This is a genomic window from Pseudomonas sp. JAI120 (genome assembly GCF_014207255.1).
Taxonomy (GTDB): Bacteria; Pseudomonadota; Gammaproteobacteria; order Pseudomonadales; family Pseudomonadaceae; genus Aquipseudomonas.
Window position 1 is genome coordinate 275527 of the sequence record NZ_JACHCZ010000003.1, and the last position, 17744, is coordinate 293270.

General features: G+C 61.8%; 16 protein-coding genes. 12 read left to right on the forward strand and 4 right to left on the reverse strand.

From position 1 onward, the window contains the following. Nucleotides 1–181 precede the first annotated feature (181 nt). The 4 genes from HDC32_RS18785 to HDC32_RS18800 are packed head-to-tail and all read left to right on the forward strand — an operon-like array spanning nucleotide 182 to nucleotide 4688. On the forward strand, nucleotides 182–1537 hold the full coding sequence (locus tag HDC32_RS18785) for a pitrilysin family protein (protein ID WP_167656954.1): 1356 nt from the start codon (nucleotides 182–184) through the stop codon (nucleotides 1535–1537). Then, nucleotides 1530–3020 carry a pitrilysin family protein gene (locus HDC32_RS18790; protein ID WP_131697516.1) on the forward strand — a complete coding sequence of 497 codons (1491 nt, stop codon included), beginning with the start codon at nucleotides 1530–1532 and terminating at the stop codon, nucleotides 3018–3020. Before HDC32_RS18785 ends, HDC32_RS18790 begins: the two co-directional genes overlap by 8 nt. Next, entirely contained in the window at nucleotides 3020–3637 is a 618-nt protein-coding gene (rsmD, locus tag HDC32_RS18795) for a 16S rRNA (guanine(966)-N(2))-methyltransferase RsmD (RefSeq protein ID WP_131697517.1), read from the forward strand. The genes HDC32_RS18790 and rsmD overlap by 1 nt, the downstream gene beginning before the upstream one ends. A 55-nt stretch (nucleotides 3638–3692) precedes the next feature. Continuing rightward, the gene (locus HDC32_RS18800) at nucleotides 3693–4688 is read left to right on the forward strand and encodes a hydrolase (RefSeq protein ID WP_184745101.1); all 996 of its coding nucleotides are present in this window, start codon (nucleotides 3693–3695) and stop codon (nucleotides 4686–4688) included. A 30-nt stretch (nucleotides 4689–4718) separates the two neighbouring features. Here HDC32_RS18800 and HDC32_RS18805 read toward each other — a convergent pair whose 3' ends face one another. Both HDC32_RS18805 and HDC32_RS18810 read right to left on the reverse strand, forming a co-directional pair. Then, nucleotides 4719–5573, reverse strand: coding sequence for a sulfurtransferase (locus tag HDC32_RS18805; protein ID WP_184745103.1), 855 nt, complete (start codon nucleotides 5571–5573; stop codon nucleotides 4719–4721). 33 nt (nucleotides 5574–5606) lie between these two features. Next, entirely contained in the window at nucleotides 5607–6278 is a 672-nt protein-coding gene (locus tag HDC32_RS18810) for a TetR/AcrR family transcriptional regulator (protein WP_131697520.1), read from the reverse strand. 146 nt (nucleotides 6279–6424) lie between these two features. Between HDC32_RS18810 and HDC32_RS18815 the strand changes: the two genes are divergently transcribed. The 5 genes from HDC32_RS18815 (at nucleotide 6425) to HDC32_RS18835 (ending at nucleotide 11123) form a co-directional block, all read left to right on the forward strand. Further along, the gene (locus tag HDC32_RS18815; protein ID WP_145336912.1) at nucleotides 6425–7852 is read left to right on the forward strand and encodes a coniferyl aldehyde dehydrogenase; all 1428 of its coding nucleotides are present in this window, start codon (nucleotides 6425–6427) and stop codon (nucleotides 7850–7852) included. A 28-nt stretch (nucleotides 7853–7880) separates the two neighbouring features. Continuing rightward, nucleotides 7881–8426: a twin-arginine translocation pathway signal protein gene (locus tag HDC32_RS18820; protein WP_145336913.1), complete on the forward strand. Its 546-nt coding sequence runs from the start codon at nucleotides 7881–7883 to the stop codon at nucleotides 8424–8426. Nucleotides 8427–8463: 37 nt separating this feature from the next. Continuing rightward, nucleotides 8464–10059 carry a GMC family oxidoreductase gene (locus HDC32_RS18825; protein ID WP_131697523.1) on the forward strand — a complete coding sequence of 532 codons (1596 nt, stop codon included), beginning with the start codon at nucleotides 8464–8466 and terminating at the stop codon, nucleotides 10057–10059. 114 nt (nucleotides 10060–10173) lie between these two features. Further along, nucleotides 10174–10653 carry a pantetheine-phosphate adenylyltransferase gene (gene coaD, locus HDC32_RS18830; RefSeq protein ID WP_003176711.1) on the forward strand — a complete coding sequence of 160 codons (480 nt, stop codon included), beginning with the start codon at nucleotides 10174–10176 and terminating at the stop codon, nucleotides 10651–10653. 218 nt (nucleotides 10654–10871) lie between these two features. After that, nucleotides 10872–11123 (forward strand): YfhL family 4Fe-4S dicluster ferredoxin, encoded by a 252-nt coding sequence (locus HDC32_RS18835; RefSeq protein WP_008364838.1) that lies wholly within the window; start codon nucleotides 10872–10874, stop codon nucleotides 11121–11123. A 71-nt stretch (nucleotides 11124–11194) separates the two neighbouring features. On the opposite strand, the gene mutM is transcribed toward HDC32_RS18835, so the two are convergent. After that, nucleotides 11195–12007: a bifunctional DNA-formamidopyrimidine glycosylase/DNA-(apurinic or apyrimidinic site) lyase gene (mutM, locus tag HDC32_RS18840; protein WP_184745105.1), complete on the reverse strand. Its 813-nt coding sequence runs from the start codon at nucleotides 12005–12007 to the stop codon at nucleotides 11195–11197. Between the two features lie 21 nt (nucleotides 12008–12028). Then, entirely contained in the window at nucleotides 12029–12841 is an 813-nt protein-coding gene (locus HDC32_RS18845; RefSeq protein ID WP_184745327.1) for an HDOD domain-containing protein, read from the reverse strand. Between the two features lie 227 nt (nucleotides 12842–13068). On the opposite strand from HDC32_RS18845, the gene HDC32_RS18850 reads away from it, so the two are divergent. From HDC32_RS18850 to ilvD, 3 genes are all read left to right on the forward strand, one after another. Then, a complete protein-coding gene (locus HDC32_RS18850; protein ID WP_053127951.1) occupies nucleotides 13069–14265 on the forward strand; it encodes a class I SAM-dependent rRNA methyltransferase in 1197 nt (398 codons plus the stop codon). A 249-nt stretch (nucleotides 14266–14514) separates the two neighbouring features. Further along, complete coding sequence (locus tag HDC32_RS18855) at nucleotides 14515–15675, forward strand: MFS transporter (RefSeq protein ID WP_184745107.1); 1161 nt, start codon at nucleotides 14515–14517, stop codon at nucleotides 15673–15675. Nucleotides 15676–15890: 215 nt separating this feature from the next. After that, nucleotides 15891–17732, forward strand: coding sequence for a dihydroxy-acid dehydratase (ilvD, locus tag HDC32_RS18860; protein WP_131697527.1), 1842 nt, complete (start codon nucleotides 15891–15893; stop codon nucleotides 17730–17732). The last annotated feature ends 12 nt before the right edge of the window (nucleotides 17733–17744 follow it).

Here is a 17744-nt window from a genome sequence, read left to right on the forward strand (position 1 = left end):
AAATTCGATGCGTAACAGACTGTTTTTTAGCCAGCTCGTTCATGCGCAACATTTTGTAAGGCCTAAATAGGGCCTTAACAAGACAGCCATAGTGGCCGTCCCTAGGTCGGATCAGTATCCTAGCACCTCCTCGCCCGCCGACGCTAAGACCAAGCGGGCAGCCCAACAGGTTTAAAAACGAATGAATGCTCTAGCCCGCCACGCCGCAGGCCTGCTGCTCAGCACAGTTTGTCTGCCACTTTCAGCCTTGGCTGCCGACCCACAACCCACCCATGAATTCACCCTGGATAACGGCCTCAAGGTGGTCGTGCGCGAAGACCATCGCGCGCCGGTGGTGGTTTCCCAGGTCTGGTACAAGGTCGGTTCGAGCTACGAAACCCCGGGCCAGACCGGTTTGTCCCACGCCCTGGAGCACATGATGTTCAAGGGCAGCGCCAAGGTCGGCCCCGGCGAAGCCTCGCTGATCCTTCGGGACCTGGGCGCCGAAGAAAACGCCTTCACCAGCGATGACTACACCGCCTACTATCAGGTGCTGGCCCGTGACCGCCTGGGCGTTGCCTTTGAGCTGGAAGCCGACCGCATGGCCAGCCTGCGCCTGCCGGCCGACGAGTTCAGCCGCGAAATCGAGGTAATCAAGGAAGAACGCCGCCTGCGCACCGACGACAACCCGATGTCCAAGGCCTTCGAGCGCTTCAAGGCGATGGCTTTCCCGGCCAGCGGCTACCACACACCGACCATCGGCTGGATGGCCGACCTCGACCGTATGAAGGTTGAGGAACTGCGCCACTGGTACCAGTCCTGGTACGTGCCGAACAACGCCACCCTGGTAGTAGTCGGCGATGTGACCCCGGACGAGGTGAAAAACCTCGCCCAGCGCTACTTCGGCCCGATCCCCAAGCGTGACGTACCGCCCGCCAAGATTCCGATGGAGCTGGCCGAGCCCGGCGAGCGCCTGCTGACCATGCATGTGCAGACCCAATTGCCGAGCGTGATCCTGGGCTTCAACGTACCTGGCCTGGCCACCGCCGAAGACAAGCGTTCGGTCCAGGCCCTGCGCCTGATCTCGGCCCTGCTGGACGGCGGCTACAGCGCACGGATCTCCGAACAGTTGGAGCGTGGTGAAGAGCTGGTTTCCGCCGCATCCACCCACTACGACGCCTATACTCGCGGCGACAGCCTGTTCACCCTCTCGGCCACTCCGAACCAGCAAAAGAAAAAAACCGTTGCCCAAGCCGAAGCCGGCCTGTGGCGCCTGCTGGAAGAGTTGAAGGCCAAGCCACCGACCGCCGAAGAACTGGAGCGCATCCGTGCCCAGGTCATCGCCGGCCTGGTGTACCAGCGTGACTCGATCACCAGCCAGGCCACGGCCATCGGCTCGCTGGAAACCGTGGGCCTGTCCTGGAAACTCATGGACACCGAACTGGCCGACCTGCAAAGCGTGACCCCGGAAGATATCCAGAAGGCCGCACGCACCTATTTCACCCGCGAACGTCTGAGCGTCGCCCATGTTTTGCCTGAGGAGACCGCTCATGAGTGATCGCAAAAGCAGCCGCCTGATCCTGCCGGGCCTGATCGTCGTCACCCTGGTCGCAGCGAGTGCCGTGTATTTCCTGCGCCCAAGTGAGTCCGTCGCCAGCCAGGCGCTGGACAAGGCGCAATCGGCCAACAAACTGCAATCCCTGGCGGAGCTTGACGGCAAGGCGCCGACCAACCGCAAGCTCGACGTGCAAACCTGGACCACCGCCGAAGGCGCCAAGGTGCTGTTCGTCGAAGCCCATGAACTGCCGATGTTCGACATGCGCATCCTGTTCGCCGCCGGCAGCAGCCAGGACGGCAACGTGCCGGGCCTGGCACTGATGACCAACGCCATGCTCAATGAGGGCGTGCCGGGCAAGGATGTGAGCCAGATTGCCAGTGGTTTTGAAGGCCTGGGCGCCGACTTTGGCAATGGTGCTTATCGCGATATGGCGCTGGTGTCCCTGCGCAGCCTCAGCGACAGCGCAAAACGCGACGCCGCCCTGGCGCTGTTTGACGACGTCATCGGCAAACCGACCTTCCCCGCCGATTCCCTGGCGCGGATCAAGAACCAGATCCTCGCCGGCTTTGAATACCAGAAGCAGAACCCCGGCAAACTGGCGAGCCTGGAGTTGTTCAAGCGCCTGTACGGCGATCACCCCTACGCTCACCCGAGTGAAGGCACGCCAGAAAGCGTTCCGAAGATTACCCTCGCACAGTTGCAGGCGTTCCACGCCAAGGCTTATGCGGCGGGTAATGCCGTGATTGCCGTGGTCGGTGATTTGACCCGCGCCGAAGCCGAAGCGATGACCGCCAAAGTGTCGGCCTCGCTGCCCAAGGGCCCGGCCATGGCGAAAATCGCCCAGCCGACCGAGCCGAAGCCCGGCCTGAGCCATATCGAGTTCCCGTCCAAACAGACTCACCTGCTCTTCGCCCAATTGGGCATCGACCGCGCCGACCCGGACTACGCAGCGCTGTCCCTGGGCAACCAGATCCTCGGCGGCGGTGGCTTCGGCACCCGTTTGATGAGCGAAGTGCGCGAGAAACGTGGCCTGACCTACGGTGTATATTCCGGCTTCTCGCCGATGCAAGTGCGTGGCCCGTTCATGATCAACCTGCAAACCCGCGCCGAAATGAGCGGCGGCACCTTGCGCCTGGTCGAAGACGTGCTGGCCGACTACCTCAAGACCGGCCCGACGCAAAAGGAACTGGATGACGCCAAGCGCGAGCTGGCCGGCAGCTTCCCGCTGTCCACTGCGAGCAACGCCGATATCGTCGGGCAGCTGGGCGCCATGGGTTTCTACAACCTGCCGCTGAGCTATCTGGAAGATTTCATGAAACAATCCCAGGCACTGACCGTAGAGCAGGTCAAGGCTGCCTTGAACAAACACTTGAGCGCCGACAAGATGGTCATCGTGACCGCCGGCCCAACGACTGCGCAAAAGCCACTACCGCCCCCCACTGATAAACCTGCCGAGCAGCCGCTCGGGGTTCCGGAGCATTAATGGCCAGTTCATCTCGCCCGAAAAAACCTGTCCACAACGTGCATAACGGTGTGGGCCAACTGCGCATCATTGGCGGTGAATGGGGCAGCCGCAAGCTGAGCTTCCCCGACGTCGTGGGCCTGCGCCCAACGCCGGATCGCGTGCGTGAAACCCTGTTCAACTGGCTCGCGCCTTACATTGCCGGCGCCAAGGTGCTGGACCCGTTCGCGGGCAGTGGCGCGCTGTTCCTGGAGGCGCTGTCCCGTGGCGCGGCCCAGGCCCAGGCGCTGGATGCCAGCAATGTCGCGGTGTCCAGCCTCAAGGAACACCTGGGCACCCTGCGCTGCACCAACGGCCAGGTGCAGACCGCCGACGCCCTGCGCTACCTGGAAACCCAGGCTGCCAGCGCCTACGACGTGGTGTTCCTCGATCCGCCGTTCAACCAGAACCTGCTGCCGACCGTGTGCGCCTTGCTGGAAGAACGCCAGTGGCTGGCGCCGGATGCGTGGATATACACTGAAAGCGAGACCGCGCCATCTACCCTGGGCTTGCCGGGCGCCTGGCGCCTGCACCGGGAGCAGAAATCCGGTCGTGTGTATTACGCGTTGTGGCATCGATTGGTCGAAAGCGTCGCCTGATTTTTCAGACTGGCTTCAATTGTGGTGAGCGGGCTTGCCACAGACTGAGAGTTTCATGACACCGTCCTTCGACCTCTTCACCCCCGCCTTCGGCCTCGGCAACCCTCACCTGCAAACACTGTGGGGGCCGCTGTGGCGCCCTACCACCCATATCGAACGCCAACGCGAACGCCTGTGGCTGGAAGACGGCGACTTTCTCGACCTCGACTGGCATGGCCCCCATGACGCGCAGGCGCCGTTGGTGCTGGTGCTGCATGGGCTGACCGGCTCATCCAATTCCCCCTATGTGGCCGGCCTGCAAAAAGTCCTCGCCGCCCAAGGCTGGGCCAGTGCGGCCTTGAACTGGCGCGGCTGTTCGGGCGAGCCCAACCTGTTGGCGCGCAGCTATCACTCGGGCGCCAGCGAAGACCTGGCCGCCGCCATTGCGCATCTACGCGCCAAGCGGCCGCTGGCGCCGCTGTATGCGGTGGGTTATTCGCTGGGGGGCAATGTGCTGCTTAAGCACCTGGGGGAAACCGGCGAGGCATCCGGGCTGCAAGGCGCGGCGGCGGTGTCGGTGCCGTTTCGCCTGGACCAGTGTGCGGACCGCATCGGGATAGGTTTCTCGCGGGTTTACCAAAAGCACTTCATGCGTGAAATGCTCGCGTATATCCGCGTCAAACAAAGCCGTTTTTTACAGGATGGCCGCGCGGACGGGCTGAAGGCCCTGGAAGCGCTTGGCTCGCTGGAGAAGATGCGCACCTTCTGGGACTTCGATGGCCGGGTCACCGCGCCGCTGCACGGGTTCTTGAGTGCCGAGGACTACTACCGCCGCGCGTCGAGCCGCTACTACCTGGGTGCTATACGCACGCCGACGCTGATTATCCACGCTGCCGATGACCCGTTCGTATTCGCCCACAGCTTGCCCGAGACCAGCGAGCTGTCGGCCTGCACCGAGTTTGAACTGACGGCCAAAGGTGGGCATGTGGGCTTCGTCGATGGCTCACTGAAACGCCCCAGCTACTACCTAGAGCGGCGCATCCCCCAATGGCTACTGGCACACCACGGTTGAACATGTGGGAGGGTTTACCCCACCGGGAACTCAGTCACCCGTAGCAATTGCCCGCGCAGGATCAGTAATCCACTCGCTCCACGACCCCGCATACAACTTGCCCAACGGGTAACCCGCCAGGCTGAGGGCGAACAGGTTGTGGCAGGCCGTCACGCCCGAGCCGCAATACGCCACCAGTTCTTCCGGCGAGCGGCCCTGCAACTGCGCGGCGAAGCGTTGCTTGAGTTGCTCGGCCGGGAGGAAACGCCCGTCACTGCCCAGGTTTTCGTTGAACGCCGCACATTGCGCACCGGGAATGTGCCCGGCAATCGGGTCGATAGGCTCCACCTCGCCGCGAAAGCGCGGTTGGGCGCGGGCATCGATCAGGGTCAGGCCGGGTTGGCCCAGGCGTTTTTGCAGGTGTTCGGCATCCAGCAGCAGGCGATTGTCCGGTGTACCGGCAAACGTCCCGCGCTCGACGACCGGCGCATCCAGGCTCAACGGGAAACCCGCCGCATGCCAGGCCTTGAGCCCCCCATCCAGGATAAATACGCCGTCGCGCTTGCCCAGCCAGGCCAGCAACCACCAGGCGCGGGCGGCATAGGCACCAGGACCGTCGTCGTAAAGCACCACGTCGGTATCGGCACTCACACCCCACGCCCGCAGTTGCTCAGCGAAGGTATTCGCTGCCGGCAATGGGTGACGACCGGTCACACCTTTGATTACCGGCCCACTAAGGTGGCGCTCCAAGTCAGCGTACTGCGCACCTTCGATATGCCCTTCGGCGTAGCTGCAACGCCCGTAATCCGGATCTTCCAAGGCAAAACGGCAATCCAGGATCACCCACCCCGCCGACGTCTGGCGCTCGGCCAATTGCTGGGGGCTGATCAGTTGGGCAAGCGGCATGATGGACTCCTGTGAACAGATTCGGGAAAGGTCCTACTTCACGTCTTCCAGTGCCTGGTTCAACGGCACGTAAAACTCTTTGAACAATGCATCCACCGCCTCTTTCGCCTGGGGCGTAACGAAACCCGCCTCCAGCACCAGCACCTGGTACACCCCGCGTTTGATGGCTTCGGCACTCAGGTGGGCGGAGTTTTCATTGGTGGTGCACAAGAAACGCACCCAGGAAGTGAGGATGATCCAGGCATTGAGGGTCAGGGCTTCGGTTTGCACCGGGTCCATATTCAGGATGCCCGCATCGACAAACCCCTGGTAGATGGCGCCGCCCTGGATCAGGCAACGCTGGGAAAAACGCCGATAGCCGGTGGCCAGTTCCGGGTCGCTCTCCAGCAGGTGCTCAAGGTCGCGGTGCAGAAAACGGTAGCGCCACATGCCGGCCAGTAAGGCCTGGAGGTAGAAGCGCTTGTCTTCCACCAACATGGCTCGCCCCTGGGGCGGACGCAGGAAAGTGTCCACCAACGCTTCATATTCGCGGAACAGCACAGCGATGATCGCCTGCTTGTTGGGGAAGTGGTAGTACAGGTTGCCCGGCGAAATTTCCATATGGGCGGCGATATGGTTGGTGCTGACACTGCGCTCGCCCTGCTGGTTAAAAAGCTCCAGGCTGGTTTGCACAATGCGTTCGCTGGTCTTTACTCGTGGTGCCATAGGGGAATCAGCTTCTGTACACGTGATAGAACATCTTACGGCCTATCCTTGCCAGGATAAATCTGCATGTTGCTGCAATGTTATTTGACAATTTAGAGTAATGACTCTAAAAATCCAGGCAGACCAATAACAATCGGTGCTGCGCCATGTCTGCCAACGTTGCCTACCTGCAAGATTCCCAGGCGCTGGATCAACTCCAGGACCTGTTCGACGCCCAACGCCGCGCCTACGCCGCCCACCCGATGCCACCAGCCGCACAGCGCCAGCAGTGGCTCAAGGCCTTGCGGGATGTGCTCAGTGACGAGCGCCAGGCACTGATCAATGCGATCAGCCAGGATTTCAGCCACCGCAGCGCCGATGAAACCCTGTTCGCCGAATTGATGCCCAGCCTGCATGGCATTCACTACGCCAGCAAACACCTCAAGGGCTGGATGAAACCTTCTCGCCGCGCTGTAGGCCTGGCCTTCCAACCCGCGTCAGCCAAAGTCATTTACCAACCCCTGGGCGTGGTCGGCGTGATCGTGCCATGGAACTACCCGCTGTACCTGGCCATCGGTCCACTGGTGGGTGCGTTGGCAGCGGGAAACCGGGTAATGCTCAAGCTCAGCGAATCCACGCCCGCTACCGGCGAACTGCTCAAGACCTTGCTGGCCAGGATTTTCCCCGAGGACCTGGTGTGCGTGGTGCTCGGCGAGGCCGAAGTGGGCATGGCGTTTTCCAAGCTGCGCTTCGATCACCTGCTGTTTACCGGGGCTACCAGTATCGGCAAACACGTGATGCGCGCCGCTGCCGAGCACCTCACGCCAGTCACCCTGGAACTGGGCGGCAAGTCGCCGGCCATCGTCTCCGCCGACGTCCCACTCAAGGACGCCGCCGAACGCATCGCCTTCGGTAAAGCCTTGAACGCCGGGCAAACCTGCGTGGCCCCGGACTACGTGCTAGTGCCGGAGGACCGCGTGGAGGGTTTCGTCGAGGCCTACAGCAAGGCGGTTCGCGGGTTTTATCCGACGTTGGCCGACAACCCGGACTACACCGCCATCATCAATGAGCGGCAACTGGCCCGGCTCAATGCCTACGTCAAGGACGCTACAGACAAGGGCGCCACCCTGATCCCGCTGTACGACCAAGGCCAGGCACGGCGCATGGCCCATAGCCTGCTGCTGAATGTCAGCGACGACATGACGGTGATGCAGGACGAAATCTTCGGCCCGGTGCTGCCGATCGTGCCTTATCGCGGCATCGACCAAGCCTTTGCCTACATCAACCAACGCCCTCGCCCGCTGGCCCTGTATTACTTCGGCTACAACAAACGCGAACAGGATCGGGTACTCCACGAGACCCATTCCGGCGGCGTCTGCCTGAACGACACCCTCCTGCACGTGGCCCAGGACGACATGCCCTTTGGCGGCATCGGACCGTCAGGCATGGGCCACTACCACGGCCATGAAGGGTTCCTGACGTTCAGCAAAGCCAAGGGCGTGCTGGTGAAACAGCGCCTGAACGCGGCGAAATTGATCTACCCGCCCTACGGCAAATCGATCCAGAAACTGATCCAAAAGTTGTTTGTCCGCTGACACCGCCACCCACGGGATAACAATAACAATGAACGCTAGCCTCACGGATTCACCCGCGCTGTCGCGGCGCGGCGTCTTGAAGATCGGCCTGTGCGCCAGCGCCTTCCTGGCCACGGCCGGGCTGGGCGCCAGCCTCAGCGGCTGCTCCAGCAGCACCCCGGCCAGCGGCTTTGCCATGTTGCGCAGCAGTGACTTGCCGTTCCTGCGCGCGGTGATGCCGGTGCTGCTCGAAGGCGTTGCCAGCGCCCAGGACGTGGTCGCCGGGATTGAAGACACGCTGAAAAAACTCGACTACAGCCTGCAGCACCTGTCGCCGGAGATGTTCAAGCTCACCCAGCAACTGTTCGATGTGCTCGGCATGGGCATTACGCGCGGCCCGTTGACCGGCATCTGGGGCAGCTGGGAAAACGCCAGCGCGGAGCAGATCCGCAACTTCCTGCACCGCTGGGAAAACAGCTACCTGAACCTGCTGCGCATGGGCCAGGGCTCGCTGCTCAAGCTGGTGATCATGGCCTGGTACTTCCGGCCCGCCGCCTGGGCGCATTGCGGTTACCCCGGCCCGCCGAAGATCTGATTTGCATCCCTCACAATAAAAACAAGAGACGACCCTGATGCCCGTACCCGATCTGTTCCGCGACGGCCTGGCCCGCGGCTGGAAAACCCACAATGGCGCCGCCCTCGACAGCGACCTGACCCTCGAAGCCGACGTGGCCATTATCGGCAGCGGCGCCGGTGGCGGCACCACCGCCGAAATCCTCAGCGCCGCGGGTTATAAAGTGCTGCTGATCGAAGAAGGCCCGCTCAAGACCAGCAGCGACTTCAAGCTGCTGGAAGACGAGGCCTACGCCAGCCTGTATCAGGAAGGCATCGGCCGCATGAGCAAGGACGGCGCGATCACCATCCTGCAGGGCCGCGCGGTGGGCGGTACCACGCTGATCAACTGGACCTCCAGCTTCCGCACCCCGGACGCCACTCTTAGCCATTGGGCCAGCGAGTACGCGGTAAAAGGCCACAGCAGCGCGGAAATGGCACCGTGGTTCGAAAAGATGGAGCAGCGCCTGGGCATCGCGCCGTGGGCCATCCCCCCGAATGCCAACAATGACGTGATCCGCAAAGGCTGCGAAAAGCTCGGCTACAGCTGGCATGTGATCCCGCGCAACGTACGTGGCTGCTTCAACCTGGGTTATTGCGGCATGGGCTGCCCGGTCAACGCCAAGCAGTCGATGCTGGTGACCACCATCCCATCCACCCTGGAAAAAGGCGGCGAACTGCTGTACCTGGCCCGCGCCGAGCAGCTCAAATACAGCGGCGACACCATCAGCAGCCTGGAATGCGTGGCGATGGACGCGCGTTGCGTGGCGCCTACCGGGCGCAAGATCACCGTGAAGGCCAAGCATTACGTGCTGTCGGGCGGCGGCATCAATAGCCCGGCGCTGCTGATGCGCTCGGATGCCCCCGATCCGCATTCGCGTCTGGGCAAGCGGACCTTTTTGCACTTGGTGAACTTCTCTGCCGGGCTGTTCGATGAGGTGATCAACCCGTTCTACGGCGCGCCGCAGTCGATCTATTCCGATCACTTCCAATGGCAGGACGGCACCACCGGCAAAATGTCCTACAAGCTGGAAGCACCGCCCCTGCATCCTGGCTTGGCCAGCACCTTGTTCGGCGGCTATGGCACACAGAACGCCTTGGACATGAGCCAATTGCCGCACACCCACGCCATGCTCGCGCTGTTGCGTGACGGCTTTCACCCCGACAGCCAGGGCGGCAGCGTGGATTTACGCGGTGACGGTACGCCGGTGCTCGACTATCAGGTTTCACCCTACGCCTGGGATGGTCTGCGCCGGGCCTTCCACAGCATGGCCGAAATCCAGTTCGCGGCGGGCGCCAAGTCGGTCAAGCCCCTGCACCATGACGCACGGTTCGTGAACACCTTGGCCGAGGCACGCAGCGTAATTGAGGGTTTGAATCTGGAATTGCACCGGACAACCCTGGGCAGCGCCCATGTGATGGGTGGCTGTGCCATGGGTGAAGATCCAAAAAACGCGGTGGCTGACAGCCTTGGTCGCCATCACCAGTTGCGCAACCTGTCGATCCACGACGGTTCGTTATTCCCCACCAGTATTGGGGCTAACCCGCAATTATCGGTATACGGATTAACCGCTCAACTGGCGACAGCCTTGGCCGAACGTCTGAAAACAGCGTGAAAAAACACGCTATTCACGGTGTCTATACGGCTTTCTTATGCATAAGTTGACTTGGCCGACCGGGATGGCTGCGATACCATCCGGTTCCCCAACGGACTCCGCCAGGACGACGCGATGAACCGAGTGTTGTACCCAGGTACCTTCGACCCGATTACCAAAGGCCATGGCGATCTGGTCGAACGCGCCTCTCGTTTGTTCGACCATGTGATCATCGCAGTCGCGGCCAGCCCCAAGAAAAACCCGCTGTTTCCCCTGGAACAGCGCGTGGAACTGGCGCGCGAGGTCACCAAGCACTTGCCCAACGTGGAAGTGGTGGGCTTTTCCACGTTGCTCGCGCATTTCGCCAAAGAGCAGAACGCCAATGTGTTCCTGCGTGGCCTGCGCGCGGTGTCGGACTTCGAATACGAATTCCAGCTGGCCAACATGAACCGCCAGCTGGCGCCGGACGTGGAAAGCCTGTTCCTCACGCCGTCGGAACGTTATTCGTTCATTTCCTCGACGTTGGTGCGTGAAATTGCCGCCTTAGGCGGGGATATCACCAAGTTCGTACACCCGGCCGTGGCCGATGCGCTGACGCTGCGCTTCAAGAAGTAATGTGGTGAGCGGGCTTGCCCCGCGTTGGGCTGCGTAGCAGCCCTAATAAAGACTCGCGTCGCCTCAGGTGAATAACCGGTCGTCTGGTTTTGGGGCCGCTTCGCTGCCCAACGCGGGGCAAGCCCGCTCACCACAGCTCGCACTGCGGGCGCCAATGCGGCACAATTGCGCGCATTAGTTTTCAGATGCCTTGGCTGACAGCCCTGGCAGGAGTTTCCATGTCCCTGATCATCACCGACGATTGCATCAATTGCGACGTCTGCGAACCCGAGTGCCCGAACGCCGCCATCTCCCAAGGCGAAGAGATCTACGTGATCGACCCTAACCTGTGCACCCAGTGCGTCGGTCATTACGACGAGCCGCAGTGCCAGCAGGTGTGCCCGGTAGATTGCATTCCGTTGGATGAAGCTCATCCGGAGTCGGAAGAGCAGTTGATGGAGAAGTACCGGAAGATTACCGGTAAAGCCTGAGGTTCTTCAGCGCCTATCAGGGCCTCATCGGGGGCAAGCCCCCGATGGCAATATCAGCATTCACACAGCAATCAGCTCTGGCACCTGGGGCAAAACACACTCGCCCGCTGCCCCAGCACCACATTGCGCAGCTCAGTCCCGCAGACCTTGCACGCCTCGCCACCCCGGCCGTAGACGAACAATTCCTGCTGGAAATACCCCGGCTGCCCGTCACCACCGATAAAGTCCCGCAACGTGGTGCCGCCACGCTCGATCGCCGCCGCCAGAATGCGCTTGATCTCGATCGCCAGCTTCAAATAACGCCCGCGTGAAATGCCGCCGGCGGCGCGACGCGGATCAATCCCCGCCGCAAACAACGCCTCAGTCGCATAGATATTGCCCACACCGACCACCACCGCGTTGTCCATGATGAACGGCTTCACCGCCATGGACTTGCCGCGAGACAACTGAAACAAGCGCTCACCATCAAACAGGTCCGTCAGCGGCTCCGGCCCCAGGCGGATCAGCAGTTCATGGTTGTGCGGGTCCTGGCTCCAGAGCATCGCGCCGAAACGCCGAGGGTCGGTGTAGCGCAGGGCCAGGCCGGACTCCAGCTCGATATCCACATGTTCATGCTTGGCCGCCGGCATGCCGACCTCCACCAGGCGCAGGTTGCCCGACATGCCCAGGTGGCTGATCAAGGTGCCCACTTCGGCGTTGATCAACAGGTACTTCGCCCGCCGCTCCACCAGCACGATGCGCTGGCCGGAAAGGCGCACATCGAGGTCTTCCGGGATCGGCCAGCGCAGGCGCCGCTCACGCACCACCACGCGGCTGACCCGCTGGCCTTCCAGATGCGGCGCAATGCCGCGCCGGGTGGTTTCGACTTCTGGTAACTCGGGCATGTGTACCTCGTGAAGGGGGGATCAGTGCGCGCCCAGTTCGCGGATCGACAACTTCAGGCTTTCGAAGTCGTAGTCCGACAGGCCCACGTAGTCCAGCACCAGGTGGCCGATGGCATTCCACTCATGATCCGCCGACTGATTGCCCAGCACGCGGTAGGACGAGCAGATGTGCTCGGCCATCTTCAGGATCGCCAGCAGGTTTTTCAGCTGCGGATTGCGCGACGACTCATCGCTGAAGACCGCCAAGGCATTGTGGTGGTTGGCGATGGCGTCGGTCACATGCTCCGGCAGGCGCCACGATTTGGCGGTGTAGTAGCCGACCACCGCATGGTTGGTGTTGAACGCATTGTTTTCGGTGTCGACCACGCGGCAGTCGGGGCCGGCGTTGGCGTAGGCTTCTTCGAGCACCGTCATGTAATTGGGGAAGCGCTTGAGCATCAGCGGCACGCCGCAATCGTGGAACAGCCCCAGGGCATAAGCCTCGTCCACCGCCTGGGCGCCGGTGCGCTTGGCCAGGGTCAGGCAGGTCATGGCCACGTCCTGGGCGGTATCCCAGAAGCGGTTGAGGGTGACGATGGTGTCGTCGCTCATCTCGCCCCGGATCGACAGGGCGTTGATCAGGTTGATGATCGACCGGCTGCCCAGCAGGTTCACCGCGCGCTGGATCGAGGCGATCTTGTTGCTCAGGCCGTAATAGGACGAATTGACGATCTTCAGCAACGCGCCGGACAGGCCCGGGTCCTGGGAGATCAACCGCGCGATCACTTCCAGGTCCGGGTCGGGCATGTACTGCTCCATCTGCAAATCCACCATGATTTGCGGCTGGGGCGGCACGCTGATGCCTTGGAGGGCCTGCTGGATCTGTTCGGCGGAAAGCTCTTGGGACATAAGTACATACTCTGGGATAGACGGGGATTCTAACCCCGATGGGAAGCTCACCGACACCTCAAAAACCGGATTGGAACCGGACCAAATGTGGGTGCCAGCTCCCACATGTCCGGCGGCGCGGCCAACAGGGGCGCAACACGGTATACTCCCGCTCTTTTTTCCGGAGCGACGTCATGTCCCTGCCAAGCCTGCGTCTCAAAGCCAACGCCGATCGTCGTTTGCGCAACGGCCACCTGTGGGTCTACAGCAACGAAATCGACGTGGCCGCCACCCCTCTCCACGGCTTCCAGGCGGGCGACCAGGCTATCCTGGAAGCGGCCGGCGGCAAGACCCTCGGCATCGTGGCCATGAGCCCGAACAACCTGATCTGCGCACGCCTGCTGTCGCGCGACATCAAGTTGCCGCTGGACAAGTCGCTGCTGGTGCACCGCATCAACGTCGCCCTTTCCCTGCGTGATCGCCTGTTCGACAAGCCGTTCTACCGCCTGGTCTACGGCGATTCCGACCTGCTGCCGGGCCTGGTAGTCGACCGTTTCGGCGACATCCTGGTGGTGCAGATCGCTTCGGCGACCATGGAGGCCCATAAGGAAGACGTGATCGCCGCACTGACCCAAGTGCTCAAGCCAAGCGGCATCCTGTTCAAGAACGACTCCGCCGCGCGCGACGCCGAAGGCCTCAACCGCTACGTCGAAACCGTGTTCGGCCTGGTGCCGGAGTGGGTGGCGCTGGAAGAAAACGGCGTGAAATTCGAGGCCCCGGTGATCCAGGGCCAGAAAACCGGCTGGTTCTACGACCACCGCATGAACCGCGCGCGCCTGGCCCCATACGCCAAAGGCAAACGCGTGCTCGACCTGTACAGCTACATCGGCGGCTGGGGCGTACAAGCCGCGGCCTTCGGCGCCAGTGAAGTGTTCTGCGTCGACGCCTCGGCCTTCGCCCTCGATGGCGTGGAGCGCAACGCCGCGCTGAACGGCGTTGCCGAGAAGATGACCTGCATCGAAGGCGACGTCTTCGAAGCCCTCAAAGAACTGAAAGCCAGCGAAGAACGCTTCGACGTGATCGTCGCCGACCCACCGGCCTTCATCAAACGCAAAAAAGACATGAAGAACGGCGAAGGCGCCTACCGCCGCCTGAACGAGCAAGCCATGCGCCTGCTCAGCAAGGACGGCATCCTGGTCAGCGCCTCGTGCTCCATGCACCTGCCGGAAGATGACCTGCAAAACATCCTGCTGACCAGCGCCCGCCATCTGGACCGCAATATCCAGATGCTTGAGCGTGGCGGCCAGGGTCCGGATCATCCGGTGCACCCGGCGATTGTCGAGACCCGGTATATCAAGAGCATTACGTGCCGTTTGTTGCCAAACAGCTAAAGCCAAGCACAGATAAAAATGTGGGAGGGGGCTTGCCCCCGATAGCCGTGTGTCAGCCAGCTAATAGGGGGCTGACACTACGCAATCGGGGGCAAGCCCCCTCCCACATTTGTTTTGTGGTTGCCGTGAAAACTTTTCCTACCCAAGCAAGCCACGTCCATTCAGGAAGTTTCTCTCAACGCTTTTGATTGAATTCCACTTTTCGCAGACTAGTATCGGTTTCTGGTTTTACTCCGGAAAACAAAAACAATGTCTGGGCCCTCCCTCTCCCGCTTTATCCTCATCACCTGCATTTCACTGATCAGCTTCTTCCCGATCAATATCCTGCTGCCCTCCTTCCCCGCGCTGGCAACCCGCTTCGAAACGCCCAGCGCAGACATCGCGCTGTCCATCAGCCTGTTCACCCTGGTCTTTTCCATCTCCCAACTGGTCGCCGGCCCGCTTTCGGATAAATGGGGGCGCAAGGAAGTGCTGCTCGGCTGCATCACGCTGTCGATCCTCGGGGCGATAGGCTGCGCAATGGCCCCGGATTACCTGACCTTCCTGCTGTTTCGCACGGTCCAGGCCATGGGCTGCGGCTTCTTCGTATTGGGCCATGCACTGGTGGAAGACCTGTTCGACGAACAGGACCGAGCCCGGGTGCGCCTCTATTACATGACCCTGAGCGGCTCGTTTGTCGCGCTGTCGCCGCTGATCGGCTCCTGGCTGCAAACCACCTTCGACTGGCAAGGAAGCTTCTATGGGTTTGCGCTCATGGCATTGGGCATGTTGATCCATGCGTTTTGCATCCTGCCTTCCAAGGCTGCCAGCCCGCACCACGCGCCAGTCTCGATCCTGGGCACGCTCAGAGCGGTCGCCGCCAATCGCGACTTCCTGCGCTACTGGTGGATCGCCGCCTTGGTGTTTGCCTGCTACTTCGCCTTGATCAGCGTGACGCCGCTGATTTTCATGGATGCGCTGAAGCTGTCCGAATACCAATATGCGTGGGTGCTGACGGTGTACGGCGTGGCCTATCTGCTCGGCGGCGTTGCTGCCTCGTACCTGCAAAAACGCATGGCGCTGTCCCGGCAAATCAACATCGGCCTCGGACTATTGCTCGTCGCGGGTGTGCTGTTGACGCTGATCATTATTTTTGAAGCCATCACCACCTTGACTCTGCTGATCCCGATGCTGATCAGCGCCCTGGCCGTGACGCTGGTTCGTCCGGCGGCGATTTCGGCGGCGATGCTGTTGTTCTCGAGCAGCGCGGGCACTGCCGCATCGGCCGGGAACAGCATCATGTTCCTCACGGCCGCCATCAGCAGTGCGGCCTTGGCACAAACCGGAACGCATCTGCTGCTGACCATTGCGGTGAGCTTCATTGTGTTCAGCCTTTGGGGCTGGTTGACGAATTTACGGGTCGGACGCTAACGCTTTCCCCCTCGCTCCTACAGGAAGACGGTGTAGAATCGGCCCTATTCATCGCCAGTCATCCCCCGGCGGGTTTATGAGCTCAAGGCCAATGCGCACGGCGATCCCGTCACGTTTGCGGCAACTTCCGGACACCAGTGCCATTTTTCGGGTGTTCCAGACGTCAATAGAAGCTCACTCCCCTTTGATACCGATTAGCCGCCCGGAGTGCTCCAATGCCTGATTACCGCTCGAAAACATCCACCCACGGCCGCAACATGGCCGGCGCCCGCGCACTGTGGCGTGCCACGGGGATGAAAGATGACGACTTCAAGAAGCCGATCATCGCCATTGCCAACTCGTTCACCCAGTTCGTACCGGGCCACGTGCACCTCAAGGACCTGGGCCAACTGGTCGCCCGCGAGATCGAACGCGCTGGCGGTGTAGCCAAGGAATTCAACACCATCGCCGTGGACGACGGCATCGCCATGGGCCATGACGGCATGCTGTATTCCCTGCCGAGCCGCGAGATCATCGCTGACTCCGTGGAGTACATGGTCAACGCCCACTGCGCCGACGCCATCGTCTGCATCTCCAACTGCGACAAGATCACCCCCGGCATGCTGATGGCCGCCCTGCGCCTGAACGTCCCGGTGATCTTCGTCTCCGGCGGCCCGATGGAAGCCGGCAAGACCAAGCTCGCCTCCCATGGCCTGGACCTGGTCGACGCCATGGTCATCGCCGCCGATTCCAGCGCTTCTGACGAGAAGGTTGCGGAATACGAGCGCAGCGCCTGCCCGACCTGCGGTTCGTGCTCCGGTATGTTCACCGCCAACTCGATGAACTGCCTGGTGGAAGCCCTCGGCCTGGCGTTGCCGGGCAACGGTTCGACCCTGGCCACCCACAGCGACCGCGAGCAGCTGTTCCTGCAGGCCGGCCGCACCATCGTCGAGTTGTGCAAGCGCTACTACGGCGAGAACGATGAGTCGGTGTTGCCGCGCAATATCGCCAACTTCAAGGCGTTCGAAAACGCCATGACCCTGGACATCGCCATGGGCGGGTCCACCAACACCATCCTGCACTTGCTGGCCGCGGCCCAGGAAGCCGAGATCAATTTCGACCTGCGCGACATCGACCGTCTGTCCCGCCATGTGCCGCAACTGTGCAAGGTCGCGCCGAACATCCAGAAGTACCACATGGAAGACGTGCACCGCGCCGGCGGGATCTTCTCGATCCTCGGCTCCCTGGCCCGTGGCGGCCTGCTGCACACCGACCTGCCGACCGTGCACAGCAAATCCCTGGCCGAAGGCATCGCCAAGTGGGACATCACCCAGACTGACGACGAAGCCGTGCACACCTTCTTCAAGGCAGGCCCGGCTGGCATCCCGACGCAAACTGCGTTCAGCCAGTCGACCCGTTGGGACACCCTCGACGCCGACCGTGAAAACGGCTGCATCCGCAGTGTCGAACACGCCTACTCCAAAGAAGGCGGCCTGGCCGTGCTGTACGGCAACATTGCCCTCGACGGCTGCGTGGTGAAAACCGCCGGCGTGGATGAATCCATCCACGTCTTCGAAGGCCGCGCCAAGATCTACGAAAGCCAGGACAGCTCGGTACGCGGCATCCTCGCCGACGAAGTGAAAGAAGGCGACATCGTGATCATCCGCTACGAAGGCCCTAAAGGCGGCCCGGGTATGCAAGAGATGCTCTACCCGACGTCGTACCTGAAATCCAAAGGCCTGGGCAAAGCCTGCGCCCTGCTCACCGACGGCCGTTTCTCCGGCGGCACCTCGGGCCTGTCCATCGGCCACGCTTCACCTGAAGCCGCCGCCGGCGGTGCGATTGGCCTGGTGCAGGACGGCGACAAAGTCCTGATCGACATTCCGAACCGCTCGATCAACCTGTTGATCAGCGATGAAGAACTGGCAGCGCGCCGGGTCGAGCAGGACAAGAAAGGTTGGAAGCCGGTGGAGAAGCGTCCGCGCAAAGTCACGACCGCGTTGAAGGCCTATGCCTTGCTGGCGACCAGTGCCGACAAGGGTGCGGTACGTAACAAGGCCATGCTGGATGGGCTGTAAGGGCTAACCGCC